Source organism: Psychrosphaera sp. F3M07, from assembly GCF_018860345.1.
GTDB lineage: Bacteria > Pseudomonadota > Gammaproteobacteria > Enterobacterales > Alteromonadaceae > Psychrosphaera > Psychrosphaera aquimarina.
The window spans coordinates 234,914-250,116 of the sequence record NZ_JAHKPJ010000011.1 but is presented as its reverse complement, the minus strand read 5'-3'; the positions used below and the strand labels follow the sequence as shown (position 1 = coordinate 250,116).

Sequence of the window (15,203 nt, the reverse complement as noted above, 5' to 3'; positions counted from 1 at the left end):
GGAATTTGGTTTTGGCTGTGAGATGAAAATAGAGAATCCCAACCTTTATGCTAACAAGTTTAAAATTCATATTATGCTTGTTTTGGTCGCAACGTTTGTCTTTACGTTATTTTTTAGTATTTATACCTATGAATTAACCACTAGATTGTCGGATTTAGAAACATCAGTACATCGACAAAATGACAAAGTAATACAAATTAACACCGCAATATCTCGTGTTAATCACGCCATTGGTTTTGGTGGATTTATTCATAATTTTAAAAACTATGTGATTAGGAATGAACCACAAAATTTAGAAAAGATTGCCGAAGATCTGGAGCAATTTAATTCTGCCGCTGAAAAGTTAACTAGCTTGTTTAGTACTCAAGATGAGTTACAAGCCGTTCAAACTCTTAAGCGAGTAGTTCGCCAATATCAACAAAGTTTACTTAAGTTAGAGCAACAAAGTGATGCATCTATTATCGATAGGGACGTGTCAGCACAAATTGATGATAGCCAAGCTTTAACAGCCTTGGCCTTTTTAAATGACAGAGCATTAACGCTCAATCAGACACATAAAAAACAAACCGAGATAACCTTTGAACAAACATCACTTTGGATATTTGCCGGAGTTGCCTTGTATTTTGTTGTCTTTTTGTTTGCCATATTATTGATTGTTGGGGCTAAGCGGTTAAAGCGAGTTTATGCTGATTTAACCAAGGCTTTAAACGAAAGTGAATTACTCATCGCCAACTCTCCTGATGCCATGTTAAGTATTACCGAAAAGGGAGCAATTATACGATGTAACGAGCAGCTAGAATTATTATTTGGTTATGCTAAAACTGAATTACTGCAACAAAATCTATCTATGTTGATGGCTGACAATGTGAAACATAAACATCAGCAATACGTCCAATCCTACTTTGATACGCCTCACCGACGGTTAATGGGAGAAGGGGATCGTCAACTGTTTGGTTTGCATAAAAATGGCAAGCTCATTCCGATAGAGGTCAGCCTTAGTAGTTCAGTTATTTCGGGGGAAAAAATAAGTACAGCAACAATTCGTGATATTAGCGCTCGTATGGAAGCTGAAAATAAACTAAAAGTGGCTGTGAAACTCGCGGAATCGAATTACCAAAAGCTACAAAACGCCCAAGCCAGTTTAAACGAAAAGCAGATGATCAACATTATGCTGAATAAGTTACCCTTTGGCACTATGTTATTAGACGACCACGCTAAACCCATTCTGATAAATGAAAAATTGTTAATGGAAACTGGCTATGACAAGGAAGAATTAGAGTTGTTAGCATTTAATCGTTACATTAAAGTTGACGATGAAAAATACAGGTTTTTGCTCAACAATTTAAACAGTTATAAACAAAAGATTGAAGATGAAAATGCCACTTTTTTAGGGTCGTTAGTTGCTAAACGTGGGGGCATCACCCCAATTGAAATAAACCTCTCTTCGTACACCTACAATGAACAAATATACAGATTGATTTCATTTCAAAACTTGACTGAAATTAGAATGATAGAAGAAAAATTGGTTCATTCCTTGGAACGTTTCACTCGGGTTATTTCAGCTATAGAAGATGGTATTTGGGAATGGGATATCGTTGACAATAGCGTTAATTATTCGCCACAGTTTATGAAGATTATAGGCCGGGAGAATGAGGCTAACCCACAATATAATCATTGGTTTGAACATATACATCCAGAGTATCGTGCAAGAGTAGAAATGGCACTGTCTGCTCATTTGAAGACAAAAGAGAAATACGAAGTTGAGTATGTCGGGTTAAACGAAGTTGGAGAATACAACTGGTTCTTTAGTATTGGCAACTCATGCCTCAATGATCAAAACGAACCAATACTAATGTCAGGTTCGTTAAGAAACATTCATCATAGGAAATTATTAGAAATTGCACTTATTGAAAAATCACAATTTTTAAATGCCATATACGAAGGTTCTAGTCACGCGATCTGGGTGTTGGACATTGAAGCAAATAACGAATTTAGATTTTCTGAATTTAATCGAACGGTGTGCGAACGACTGGGGGTATCTGCAAAAGAAATAGAAAATAAGCGCCTTTCAGAATTAACGTCATCAACTTTTGCAAGTGGCAACTTATTAGACGTGCATCAAAATTACACCAACTGTGTTAAATCGAAAACTCAGCTCGATTATATTGAGTACTTAAAATTTAATAATAGGGATGGGTGGTATAAAACCTCGTTATACCCAATCCAAAATGAACAAGGGGATGTGGTTAAAATCGTTGGAACTGCGATTGATATTAGTGAACAAAAAAAATCTGAAAAAGCACTGGAAGAGCATAAGTTGTTTTTAGAAAAAATAATAGACTCTGCTGTTTGTGGGCTTTATGTATTTGATCTGGATGGACAAAAAAATGTGACTATCAATCGTCGATACACAGAAATTCTAGGTTATAACATTGATGAATTGAATGATGGCGTTGATTTTATGACGTTATTCCACCCAGACGACCTACCTTCAGTCATTGAACATATGACTAAAGTTGCCGAATCTAAAAATGGTGAACTATATTCATTAAAGTACCGATTTAAGAGCAAAGATGGCAATTGGGTTTGGTGTTATTCCTTTGACTGTATTGTGAAATACACACAAGACAACAGGCCTGAATTAATGTTGGGGACTTTTGTTGATATTACAGAACTCACATTACTGATGGATCAGTTGCAAGAATCAAATGATTATTTAAAACGTTTTGCTTTTGTCGCTAGTCATGATTTACAAGAACCATTAAGAAAGATAACGGCCTTTTCAAGTTCATTAACTAACCGATTACAAAATGAAATTAAAAATGATGCCAGTATTGAATTTGAATTTTCAAGGTTAGTTAACGCATCTGAACGGATGCGAGAGATGATTAAAGACCTACTCAAACTATCTAAAATAAATAGTTCTGCGTTAGACATGAAACCGTGTTCATTATCTAACATTTTAACCCAGAGTATGGACTTATTAAGTCACTTAATTGAAGACCATCAGGTCGAATTTAGGTTAGAGCAAGTTGATGAAGTGTTATTGGTAGATGAAGGCTTAATGATCCAACTGTTTCAAAACTTAATTGCCAATAGCATTAAGTTTATGGAGCAAACTAGTACACCGATTATAGAAATAGAAAGTCAAAAAGATAATAACAACTTAACTGTGATTTTTAAGGATAATGGCATTGGAGTGCCTGAGAAATTTATAGAGCAAATATTTGAACCCTTCAGACGGTTGAATAATAAAGACTCTTATTCAGGAAGTGGAATTGGTTTGGCGCTGTGTCGTCAGATTATAGCAATTCATAAAGGCACAATTACATGTAAGAGTCAGGCTGGACAGGGGGCGACATTTATTATCACTTTGCCTCTGGTGGTCCATTAGTGGGAGTTAACATGAGTCAGTTGATATTGGTTGAAGATGATCTTGACGACATCTATTTTTTTAAAATGGCCTGTGATGCAGTTACCCCTAAACTGGAAGTAACCGTTCTTCATGATGGAAACGAATTAATTGAATATATAGAGCAAAATAATTGTATTGGAAAAGTGATATTACTTGATTTAAACATGCCAAAAATGAGTGGTTTAGAAGTTCTAAAAAAGCTAAATAAATCAAACATGATTAATCAATTAATCATTATTACCTACACAACATCGGATCACCGAGAAGATGTAAAAGCAGCGTATGAATTAGGTGTGAATTCATATTTGACTAAACCTGATAATTTAGAACAACTCACCCAGTTAGTTTCATCTCTGTCTGAGTACTGGTTTACATTCAATTTGAACCTGAAGGAATAAGAATGAAAAGTGAGCTTACCATCTATTTACTAGAAGATAACAGTGACGATGTGTACCTGTTCAAGCAGTTATTAGCGAATGATAAAGCGATAAACTATTCAACTCTCGAAACGGACTCCTTAGACGGTTTGCATAAGCTGATAAATGCAATCGTACCTGATATTTTGGTCATAGATTTAAACATTCGTGAATCAATTGGGTTAGACACATTAGTTGAAGTTCGTAAATTCAGTTTAGATATTCCTATCATCGTCCTTACTGGCAATGATGATGAGATAGGTATTCAAGCAATTCAACTCGGCGCCCAAGATTATTTATTAAAATCTGAAATTAATGCATCAACGTTAAAACGCGCCATCCAATTCGCTAAAGAAAGACTAATTTTATACAGCGCTCTTGGGCAGCTAGCAACCCGTGACAAATTAACCATGTTACATAACCGCGCTGCGTTTGATGAAAAACTAGAAGCAATAGAATCTGATTTCTTGCGTTATGAAGTCACATATTCAGTCTTAATGTTAGACATCAATAACTTTAAACCAATCAATGACACTTATGGCCATTTAGTAGGCGATAAAATTCTGCAACATATAGGGCACCGTTTACAAATGTTCAATAGAGCAAACGACTTTGTTGGGCGGTTTGGTGGGGATGAGTTTGTATTAATTGTGCCCAAAGTGGATAACGACGAAAAGCTACAGCGTTTAATCGCCAATAAAAGAAAAGTGTTAAATGGCCAATATGCGGTGCAATCGATTACGGGGGAAATTCTGAATATTCCAATCTCTATTGCAATTGGGGGGGCCATTCGTGGAATAAACGCATTCAGCCCCAAAGAGCTTATTAGCATTGCTGACTTAAACATGTATAAAGATAAAGAGCTGAATGCAGCAAAACAAGAAAGTGGTAATAATAATTGCTTTTCAAAGAAAGACTAAGCCAATATCAGTGTTGATTAATGAAAAACATCGAGGTGCTGTTGTAAAATTAAGTGTGAAGGTTTGGTGCTATTAAAAGGGGATGAACATCCCTAACAGCGTCTTGTTCTAGAGGGAATAATGGTAGCCCAGCTTTTTGAACGTTTAGGTTAACTGGGCAATATCACTGACTTTTGCATTCAGTAGCCTTATTAATGCGTTTGGGTTAACACCAATCTCCAAGCCTCTTTTACCAGCACTAACATAAATGAGTTCATACTCTAGAGCTGAACTGTCTAAAACCGTGGTTAATCGCTTTTTTTGCCCTAATGGACTGACGCCACCTAAAACATAGCCCGTACTTCTTTCAACCATAGCCGGTTCTGCCATGAGCACCTTTTTACATTTAATGGTTTTGGCAACACTTTTAAGATTCAACTGAAACGATACTGGCACAATTGCCACTACTAATTGGTTGGTTTCTGTGCTTACAACTAAGGTTTTAAACACTTGTGGGGCAGGTAGTTTTAACTTTTTAACCGCTTCTAAACCATACGATTGAGCATTTGTTTCGTGGTGGTAAGTAAGTACTTGATGGACAATTTTGTTTTTGTTTAAGTAATTGATTGCGGGTGTCATTTTGTTCCTACTTAATAAATAATATTAAACCGTATTCGCTGCTTTAAAGGTCAATTACAACTAATTTAGCGCATTAGGCTTGGCATTTAAAGGGAATGAATTATACTGTTTTTGTTTACAGTTATTTGCAAAGCAGGGATGATCTTGATGAACCCAACATCGATAAAACAAACATTACAGCAATATTTTGGCTTTTCCGACTTCAGATTAGGGCAAGAGCCAGTCATTAATGCAATTGTTAGCGGTCGTTCAAGTGCTGCGATATTCCCAACAGGGTCGGGCAAGTCATTGTGTTATCAACTGCCTGCGTTGCATATGCCTAATTTAACGTTAGTTATTTCGCCTTTGTTAGCGTTAATGCAAGATCAGATCAGTTTTCTAAATAGTAAAAATATACCGGCTGCCAGTATCGATTCTAGTTTGTCTCGTGATCAAGTTAATCAAATAATGCAGGAGGTGAGATCCGGGCAGATTAAAATATTAATGGTGGCGGTCGAACGCCTAAAAAACGAGCGTTTCCGTCATTTTCTACAAAGTATTTCTATTTCTTTATTAGTGGTTGATGAAGCGCATTGTATTTCGGAATGGGGGCACAATTTCCGTCCTGATTATTTAAAATTGCCACAGTATCAGCGTGACTTTAATATCCCACAAACTCTATTATTAACCGCAACGGCAACACCTCAAGTTATTCAAGATATGGCGAGTAAATTTAATATAGCGCCGCAAGATGTAACGGCAACAGGCTTTTATCGACCTAATTTAGATATTGGTGTTGCGGCCGTCAGTGATAAAAATAAGCTGTTTTATCTAGAAAATTGGTTGTTACATGAGGCCAGATACAAACCCGCGTTTAAACATAATATTCGTGATAAAAAAGACAAAACGGCCCAAATAGACCCAACAATAGTGTATGTGACATTACAACAAACCGCTGAATTAGTGGCTGCCTCTTTAGCTAAAGCTGGATTTAATGTTAAAGCCTATCATGCAGGGATGAACAGCGATGTGAGGCAGGATACACAAGCAAACTTTATGGCGGGCAATGTCGACATTATTGTTGCAACCATCGCATTTGGTATGGGGATAGATAAAAGTAATATCAGGCATGTTGTGCATTTTGACTTACCAAAATCAATTGAAAACTATTCACAAGAAATTGGCAGAGCCGGCAGAGATGGTGAAAAATCAGATTGTTTAGTGATAGTAAATCGAGACAACATCAGTGTATTAGAAAACTTTATATATGGTGATACGCCAGAGTATTCAGGTATCGAACATGTGCTGCAAGATATCAATCAAAATAAACAAAACGGTAAGTGGGAGTGTCAACTTTATACGTTATCCATGGAGTCGAATATTCGTCAGTTACCTTTAAAAACCTTATTGGTTTATTTAGAGATTCAAGGGTTGGTACAGCCAATGTACTCTTATTTTGCGGAGTATAAATTTAAATTGCTGGTGGACGAAGCGGCTTTATTATCAAACTTTAATGATGAACGTTTACGTTTTGTGCAAGCGATTTTACGCTATTCACAACGGGCTAAAACTTGGTGGACCGCAGACGTTGACGCTATCTGTCAGCAATATCAAACAGAAAACGCAAACACGGACCGTTCAAGAGTGATCAAAGCATTGGAATATTTTGATGAAAAAGGTTGGATAGAATTACAAGCTAAACAGATAACTGAAGTTTATCGAGTTAATGTTGAGCAAATTAACATCAGCCAACAAGCTCAAGATTTAGCTCAGTATTTTGAACAAAAACAACAAGCTGAAGTCGCTAGAATTCATAATATGTTGCAATTGTTTGAACAAAACCAGTGTTTAACCCATCAATTAGGGAGTTATTTTGGTGATGTTAACGTACCAGTACGATGTGGGCATTGCAGCGTTTGCTCGGGACATCAAATTGTTATTCCTGCACCAGCAGAAAAGCCAGTTATCGAAGCCCAACAGTTGATGGCGGCGAGTCATGAATTTGTAACTCGTTATCAAGCCGCATATGCAAAAGCACCAAGTTCGGTTTTAACCACGCGCTTTTTATGTGGAATAACCACCCCTGTTTTTACAAAATTAAAAGCTAGATCAATTTCTGGTTTTGCTCAGTTTGCCGAATATCCATACAGTTTGATTAATCAGCATTTACAAAACAACATAAGTCACTCATAGAAAATCAATGGTTCAACTTGTTACAGCCAATGTTTATTGTTATAAAGCAGCGACTTAAATTACCTTCATTAGGATAAAAATGAAATTATTACTCGTTTTAACATTGTTTATAACGTCGTTTACTGTCAGCGCTGAAGAAACGGATGTGCTACCCATTTTAGTTAAACCACAAGGTTGGGCTATCAACTTTAATTTTGGTAACACGGCTATTAACTCTGAATTAGCTACACAAGGAATTGACAGTAGTGCATTTACCTTTGGTATGTCATTTGATTATTTAGAACAAGACTGGTACTCGAGTATTTTAATTAATATTGTCGAGTTTGATGATAATTATGGCTTTAGCCAAGATGTAATAGGTACCGGTTTAGGAAACTCTGGCTCTTATGATACGGCTAAATCTTCAGCATCAGCCTCATCAATTGGTGGTGCATTTGGTAAAGCTTGGTTTGTTAATGGCAATAAGAGCATGTTTTATGCGCAAGCCGGTCTTAATCTAGTCATTGATGCAACTCGCGGTATTGATAACTGCAGTGATTGTTATGAAGAAGATCTAGAAGTCGAAGGTGGGTTGTTTACTCGTTTTGGGGCCAGCATATATTTTGATAACTTTATTTTAGGTTTATACACTACTATGGCGTTAACCGGTGATATCGACAGTGATTTTGGTATAACCGCTGGATTTAAATATTAACTAAGTTGTTTTGAGTTAAATGAAAAAGCCCACTAATGTGGGCTTTGTTGTTTATAAAGCGGGATTCGAATGATTTTCAATAAATCGTATGCATACCTTAGCAAACTTACTCGGGCTCTCAACATGTGGATAATGACCTACTTGGTGTAACCGAGTTACGTTAGGCTTCGGAATTAGTTCCTCGTACCGGACAACCATATGCTCACCGCTGATAGGGTCCAATACACCGTTAATAAGGTGCAAAGGCACTTCAGTGTTTATCAAAGCGTTAACCCAACGCGTTCTATTGTGAATTCGTTCTCGCATATAACGAATTATTTTATGGATGATCCGCTTTCCTTTGTTATGGCAAATTAGTTGCCAATTAGCGGAGATTTCACTCTCACTCAATGGTATAAAACATATATTGTCTAAGTTTTGTTTTAACTTAAATTTTGAATAAAATAATGGAAATAAAAAACCTAAAGGGCTGATCAACAACGTTTGTATTGGTAATGAATGATGCGTTTCTGGGAATAAGCCGCCATTGGTTAAATTACAACTTTGGATCTGTTCGCCAGTTACGTCTCTGGCCAGTAATTCTTGGGCAACCGTGTCGCCATAATCGTGGGCTATGATGTGATAATGACTCACATTTAACTTAGTTAATAATGCTTGGCAAATATCAGCCTGTTCAAAAATACTGTACTTTTTATAGGGTTTGTCACTAAAGCCAAAACCCAATAAGTCTAAAGTTATCAAACGATACGACTTATTTAACTCTGGCCATATTTTCATCCAATCCCAGCTTGATGTTGGAAAACCATGAATTAACAGCAAGGTTTGTTTGTTTTTGTCTGAGTCAGTTTGTAATGTGTCTTTATAAAAAATCTGTTGATTATTAAATGTGAAATAGGCGCCAGATAAACGCCATTGCTGAATATTCAATTGGTTTCTCAATGTGTGTGAGCTGAATTTTAATGTTGGAAGCTAACGTTAAAATTCACATTCTTTTTCAAACACCATCACTTGCTCCGTATGCGGGTGCTTTATTTCTAATCTTTGTGCGTGTAATTGCAATCTATCTGCTTGTTGAATGATATCTTCTGGAGCATACAAACGATCGCCTAATATGGGGTGTCCCAATGCTTTTAAATGCACACGCAACTGGTGACTTCGACCAGTAATGGGTATTAATTTTACTCGGGTCCAATTATAGTTACTACTTACTCCTCTTTCTATTACCTGATAGTGGGTCAATGATGGTTTGCCATTTTCATAACACACCATTTGTTTAGGCCGATTTGGCCAATCACAAATTAACGGTAAATCTATGCTGCCAGTATCATTTTCCATATGCCCGGCAACCACTGCAATGTAGAACTTATCAGTCGCACGGTCAGCAAATTGTCGATTTAAAAACCTAAGTGCATCTTTGTGCATCGACATAACGATAATACCAGATGTCATCATATCCAGACGGTGAACAATCCCTGCATTAGGCCATACAGCCTGAACTCGTAACATCAAAGAATCAAAATGTTCTTTATGCTTGCCAGGGACGGACAATAATCCACTGGGTTTATTCAAGACGAGAATGTGCTCATCTTGATACAAAATATCTAAATATGGATTGGTTGGTGGATTATATTCCAGCAGTGCCACAGTTTTTATCCTTGTGTTACAACGATTAATCGTATGGCATCTAAACTAACTTGAGACATTTCAATTTCTTTAACTGAGTTATCAATCTGTTGCTGCAGATAGTTAATTTCTTCATCTCGAATTGCCGGATTAACTTTTTGCAACGCGGTTAAACGATTTAACTCTTGCTGGCGGTTAGTTAACATTTTATCTTTTGCTTCCAGCTTTATTTGTACTGCATGTGTGGCAGCCATAGCTTCACTTTTTTCTATCAGAACACTTACTTCGTCTTTTAACGCCTTGATCAGTTGCAATGCCATTTGTTTTTTAGCATTTTTTAACATCTTATCTAACGAACCTTGTTTAACTTTATCCGCTAAATTATTGCCGTTTTTATCAAGCATTAAACGGATAACCGTATTTGGTAAAAAGCGATGAAGTTGTAATGATTTTGGTGCACTTGTGGTTAACACGTAACTGGCTTCCACTAAAAACGTACCCGGTGGTAATTGTTTGTGTGGTAACAAACAAACAGAACTGTTGCCGAGTTCACCAGACGTAAGCATGTCTAATACACCAGTGACCATTGGATGTTCCCAACTCATAAAGTGCTGATCTTCTTGTGATAATGCCGTTTCACGGTCAAAACAAACCGTCATGCCATCTTCAAGTAAACTTGGGAAATGGTCATTTAACATATGTTCACCTGGGTGCAATATGGTACTGAAAGTAGATTTTTCTTCTTGCTGAACACCAAACTGATCCCAAACGCGACCGATATAATTCATCAATTCTGTAGAATCATCCATTTCGTCAATTTGTTCACAGATCTGTTTGGCTTTATCGCCGCCACTTGAGTTTAATTCTAATAATCTATCTCGCCCGTTTTCAACATCTTGTTTTAGCTCTAAGTTACGAGTTTGACATGTTTGAATTAACGCTTCTTGCGCGCTCTGTTCTGACACATTCAACAATACGTCGGATATTTGTTGTTTAAATTCTTCTGCTACAATGCGGGCTGTTGTTGAGGTTTGTTCAAATGCATTAAAGCTATTATGGAACCAATTAAATAAGTTTTCTTGTGCACTATTCACTAAATATGGCACATGAATTTTTACCGTCTCGGTTTGACCAATACGGTCTAAACGACCTATACGTTGCTCTAACAAGTCTGGGTTTGCTGGTAAGTCGAATAATACTAGGTGATGAGCAAACTGGAAGTTACGGCCTTCTGAACCAATTTCAGAACAGATTAACGCTTGAGCACTGTTTTCTTCATCGGCAAAATAAGCGGCCGCTTTGTCGCGTTCTACTATACTCATGCCTTCATGGAAAATAGTTGAACGTAACCCTTCTCTTTCAAATAAGGTGTCATCAATTTTCATTGCCGTTTGTGCATGTGCACAAATAACTAATACTTTTTCACCTTTATTTTCTAATAAGAAGTTGCATAACCATTGCACTCTTGGGTCTAAGTTCCACCAAGCGTTGTTTTCAGTTACCCCACTGTCATGTTGGGTTTCAGGTTGTAATCCCATAAAGCTAGCTTGATTAGGGTAACCTTCAGGTGCATTAAGTGGGTAAGGTGTTACTTTACGTTCTGGGAATCCTTTAATGCCTTGTCGGCTATTTCTGAACATGATCCGTCCAGTACCGTGACGGTCTAAAAGATCAGAAATTAGACGTTGAGCTAACTCAGCTTTGTCCTTGTTTGATTGGTACTTATCGAGCGTTTCTATGCTTGTAGAGTCATTTAATAACTGAGATAACACTTTGTATTGTGCATCTGAAAACGACTCTTGAGACACTAATACATTAGCGATTTCAGCAATTTGCTGATAATGCGTTTCCTCTTGTTTAAACTTCTCATAATCATGGAAACGGTTTGGGTCTAATAATTGTAACCGTGAGAAATGACCAAAATGACCTAGTTGATCTGGGGTTGCGGTTAATAAGATTAACCCTTTTGTTTGTTCGCCAATTTGTTGTACATGTTTATATAACTGATTCAGCTCAGTTTGTTTTGCCAATGCCAATTCATTCTCTGGCGTGATGTGGTGAGCTTCATCAACGACAACTAAGTCCCATTCACTTTGCAATAAGGCTTTTTGCCACTTATCGTCACGGGATAACCATTCTTGGCTTATTAAGATCAATTGTTCACTGTCAAAAGGGGAAACCGCATCTTCACCAGCTGTTTCCATTTCAGCTTCACAACGTTGATCGTCAAAAATAGAAAAACGTAAATTAAAGCGACGTAACATCTCGACTAACCATTGATGTTGTAGGCTTTCTGGTAAGATTAATAATACTCGTTGCGAACGGCCGCTAATCAACTGTTGGTGGATAATTAAGCCTGCTTCAATGGTTTTACCTAAACCAACTTCATCGGCTAATAACACTCTTGGTGAAAAGCGTTGGCCAACCGTGTCTGCAATATATAACTGATGTGGAATTAAACTAACGCGTGCGCCTTGTAAACCTTGTAAATGTGAAGACTCTAGGGCGGCTTTATGTTGATGGGCTTCCATTCGCAATGAAAACCAATTGCTGCGGTCAAAATTACCTGTGTATAAACGTGCTTCTGGGGTATGCAGTTTAATGTGGTGGTCTAACATGATTTCTTTGACGGATACTTCTTCACCATTGTCTACACGTTTACCTTTGTATATTAAGGTGTTTTGCATTTCTTCTACGTGTTCAACGACAAACTTAAAATCTTCAAGTGATGATAAGGTTTCACCAGGCGCGAATTCTACTCGCATTAAAGGAGCTTGTTCACTGGCGTAGTTTCTAGTTTCATCTGCGGCAGGAAAGAGGACTTGAACAAAACGGGTATCTACTTGAATAATTGTTCCTAAGCCTAAATCGTTTTCGGCTTGACTTACCCATCTTTGACCAATTGCAAAATTCATTAATGAAACTCCTAGAATGCCCAGATTACATAGTTTTGAGGGCGCGTATTGTACTTGCCTTAGCGCACAATTACAGTATTTAATTAATAAAACATCGATAAAGCTAACGACATTAACAATAGGATATTTTAGAAAGTTTGCTTAGCGCGTTAATTGTGCATTAAATGAATAAATTTCATCAAACATTCATATTTTTTTACTACATTTAAAGAGTACATGGATATTCAATTAAAGGGCGACCTATGCAAAAACAACAAAAAAGCAGCGCTGAAAAAAAGTTATTTGTTTTAGATACCAACATATTGTTACACGACCCCCACGCATTTTTTAACTTCCAAGAACATGATGTACTCATTCCAATGACGGTTTTGGAAGAGTTAGATCATATCAAAGACCGAAATAAAGATGTTTCCCGTGATGCCCGAGTGGCCATTCGCTCCTTAGAAAATACATTACAAGATGTGCCACCAGAATTGATGATTGAAGGTGTGCCACTTAATAGAGGTGATTTAAAAGACAGCACAGTAACGGGTCACTTAATCATTTTAAACGACCATCATATAAATGCTGAGGTGTCCGGTTTACCTGGCGGCGAAAATGACAATCGTATTATCAATGCGGCTTTGTATTTACAAAAAAAATACAGTCAGAAAGACGAGCCGGATGTTACCGTTGTATTGGTAACCAAAGACATTAATATGCGCTTAAAAGCAAAAGGTGCAGGATTAAAACATGTTGAAGATTATACAACGGACCAATTAATCGACGACATTAGCTTTTTAACTAAAGGTTATGAAGAGTTTCCGGGTGAGTTTTGGCAAAACATGACGGCGGTAGAAAGTAAAACCGATGGCAGAGATACCATACATTCGCTCACTGCAAAAAGTTTAGAACGAACATTTATAAACGAATATTTACTTGATGAAACATCAGACTTTGCCGCTCGTGTTATTAACAAAGATAACGACCATGTGGAATTACTCGACCTTGGGCGACAACGTTTGTTAGCTAGGCAAGCTTGGGGCATTAGACCAAAAAATATATATCAAGGCATGGCATTAAATGCGCTACTCGATCCTAATATTGAATTGGTGATCTTAACCGGTCCCGCCGGATGTGGTAAAACGCTTTTAGCCTTAGCCGCTGCGTTAGAAATGGTGGTAGAACAGGGCATTTACGACAAAGTACTTGTTACTCGTAATACCCCTGAAATAGCAGAATCTATTGGTTTTTTACCAGGTACGGAAGAAGAAAAAATGGCTCCATGGTTAGCCGCGATTACGGACTCATTAGAAGTACTGCATAAAAACGATGAAAATCCGAGCTCTAGTCTTGGTTATATTATGGAAAAAGCCAACATTCAGTTTAAGAGTGTCAACTTTATGCGTGGCCGTAGTATTCAAAATGCGGTGGTATTGTTAGACGAATGTCAGAACTTAACCGCTTCACAATTAAAGACCATAATCACCCGTTGTGGGGAAGGAACTAAGCTCATCTGCTCAGGCAATTTAGCTCAAATAGATAGTAATTACCTAACGGCAGTAACCTCGGGGTTAACTTATATCGTTGAACGGTTTAAGAGCTTTGAAGGCAGTGCCAATGTGAACTTAAAAGGGGTCGTAAGAAGTCGTTTAGCCCAATTCGCAGAGGAAAATTTATAAGTATCCATAATATCGTTGAACTGAAAAACTCATAAATATTGTTTATGAGTTTTTCTCATTGTTAATTAAACAAGTGATAGATTATTTACCCAACATGTTAAGCGCTTTTAATTTTAGTTATTAAAAAGTCTAAATCTTTACATTTTGTATTTAAAAACACCACGGTTTCGGTTTGTAACATTGGATTGGTTGTGAATTGCAGTTGTGGTTTTTTTTCAGATTTTTGGTAGCTAATGTTATCAATAATGCCAAAGTCAACATGCCCCGAATTCACCATAGAAATGACAGCATCATTTGTATCAACAAGATGCACTGTTATATTGGCTAACTTAAATTGTTTCATTAATTTTGCATCAGCATTCGAGCGCAATAACGCCACTGCCTCGCCAGAAAAGTCGTAGAAATCATTCCATGTAAACGGATTGATTTGCTTTTTACGTATTAATCCTAGTTTTACGTTAGTATCCGTGAGCGAATATTTAATATAATCATTATATCTTGAGGGTTGATGTAAACTTGCACACCATTGTCCACTCGAAAGCACGCCGTAAGCTTGGCCTGATGGCAAAAAATGTGGTTGCCATTGAATGTCCAAGCTCAACTTGTTTTCTGTGAGTAACTTTAGTGATAACTCAGTGTCACTTTTCTGTGTTGTCATAAACGAAGGGTGATCTATAACTATAACGTCGATATTTTTAGTTTTTGCCACTAACGGCATCGATAATGTGAACAACAAGATGAGGAATAAAGGAAGATTAAAAATAAGTGT

General features: G+C 37.1%; 11 protein-coding genes. 6 read left to right on the top strand and 5 right to left on the bottom strand.

The window, feature by feature from the left end:
* Positions 1–22: 22 nt before the first annotated feature.
* From KO505_RS04740 to KO505_RS04730, 3 genes are read left to right on the top strand one after another with little or no spacing between them, the layout of a single operon-like run.
* Positions 23–3,394 (top strand): PAS domain S-box protein, encoded by a 3,372-nt coding sequence (locus KO505_RS04740; RefSeq protein ID WP_216054293.1) that lies wholly within the window; start codon positions 23–25, stop codon positions 3,392–3,394.
* A gap of 11 nt (positions 3,395–3,405) precedes the next feature.
* Positions 3,406–3,813, top strand: a complete 408-nt coding sequence (locus KO505_RS04735) for a response regulator (RefSeq protein ID WP_216054292.1) — start codon at positions 3,406–3,408, stop codon at positions 3,811–3,813.
* Between the two features lie 2 nt (positions 3,814–3,815).
* Complete coding sequence (locus tag KO505_RS04730; RefSeq protein ID WP_216054291.1) at positions 3,816–4,751, top strand: GGDEF domain-containing response regulator; 936 nt, start codon at positions 3,816–3,818, stop codon at positions 4,749–4,751.
* 144 nt (positions 4,752–4,895) lie between these two features.
* Here the strand turns inward: KO505_RS04730 and ybaK are convergent, their stop codons facing one another.
* A complete protein-coding gene (ybaK, locus tag KO505_RS04725; RefSeq protein ID WP_216054290.1) occupies positions 4,896–5,369 on the bottom strand; it encodes a Cys-tRNA(Pro) deacylase in 474 nt (157 codons plus the stop codon).
* A gap of 147 nt (positions 5,370–5,516) precedes the next feature.
* Here ybaK and KO505_RS04720 point away from each other — a divergent pair, with 147 nt between their 5' ends.
* Together KO505_RS04720 and KO505_RS04715 are read left to right on the top strand one after the other, a co-directional pair.
* A complete protein-coding gene (locus KO505_RS04720) occupies positions 5,517–7,541 on the top strand; it encodes an ATP-dependent DNA helicase RecQ (RefSeq protein WP_252731642.1) in 2,025 nt (674 codons plus the stop codon).
* A gap of 79 nt (positions 7,542–7,620) precedes the next feature.
* Positions 7,621–8,235, top strand: a complete 615-nt coding sequence (locus tag KO505_RS04715) for a hypothetical protein (RefSeq protein ID WP_216054289.1) — start codon at positions 7,621–7,623, stop codon at positions 8,233–8,235.
* Between the two features lie 51 nt (positions 8,236–8,286).
* On the opposite strand, the gene KO505_RS04710 is transcribed toward KO505_RS04715, so the two are convergent.
* From KO505_RS04710 to rapA, 3 genes are read right to left on the bottom strand one after another with little or no spacing between them, the layout of a single operon-like run.
* The gene (locus tag KO505_RS04710; RefSeq protein ID WP_216054288.1) at positions 8,287–9,162 is read right to left on the bottom strand and encodes an alpha/beta fold hydrolase; all 876 of its coding nucleotides are present in this window, start codon (positions 9,160–9,162) and stop codon (positions 8,287–8,289) included.
* Between the two features lie 48 nt (positions 9,163–9,210).
* The gene (gene rluA, locus KO505_RS04705) at positions 9,211–9,879 is read right to left on the bottom strand and encodes a bifunctional tRNA pseudouridine(32) synthase/23S rRNA pseudouridine(746) synthase RluA (protein ID WP_341206192.1); all 669 of its coding nucleotides are present in this window, start codon (positions 9,877–9,879) and stop codon (positions 9,211–9,213) included.
* 5 nt (positions 9,880–9,884) lie between these two features.
* Positions 9,885–12,773, bottom strand: coding sequence for an RNA polymerase-associated protein RapA (gene rapA / locus KO505_RS04700; RefSeq protein WP_216054287.1), 2,889 nt, complete (start codon positions 12,771–12,773; stop codon positions 9,885–9,887).
* A 242-nt stretch (positions 12,774–13,015) separates the two neighbouring features.
* On the opposite strand from rapA, the gene KO505_RS04695 reads away from it, so the two are divergent.
* On the top strand, positions 13,016–14,434 hold the full coding sequence (locus tag KO505_RS04695) for a PhoH family protein (RefSeq protein WP_216054286.1): 1,419 nt from the start codon (positions 13,016–13,018) through the stop codon (positions 14,432–14,434).
* A gap of 97 nt (positions 14,435–14,531) precedes the next feature.
* Here KO505_RS04695 and KO505_RS04690 read toward each other — a convergent pair whose 3' ends face one another.
* A complete protein-coding gene (locus KO505_RS04690; RefSeq protein WP_216054285.1) occupies positions 14,532–15,143 on the bottom strand; it encodes a hypothetical protein in 612 nt (203 codons plus the stop codon).
* Positions 15,144–15,203 lie beyond the last annotated feature (60 nt).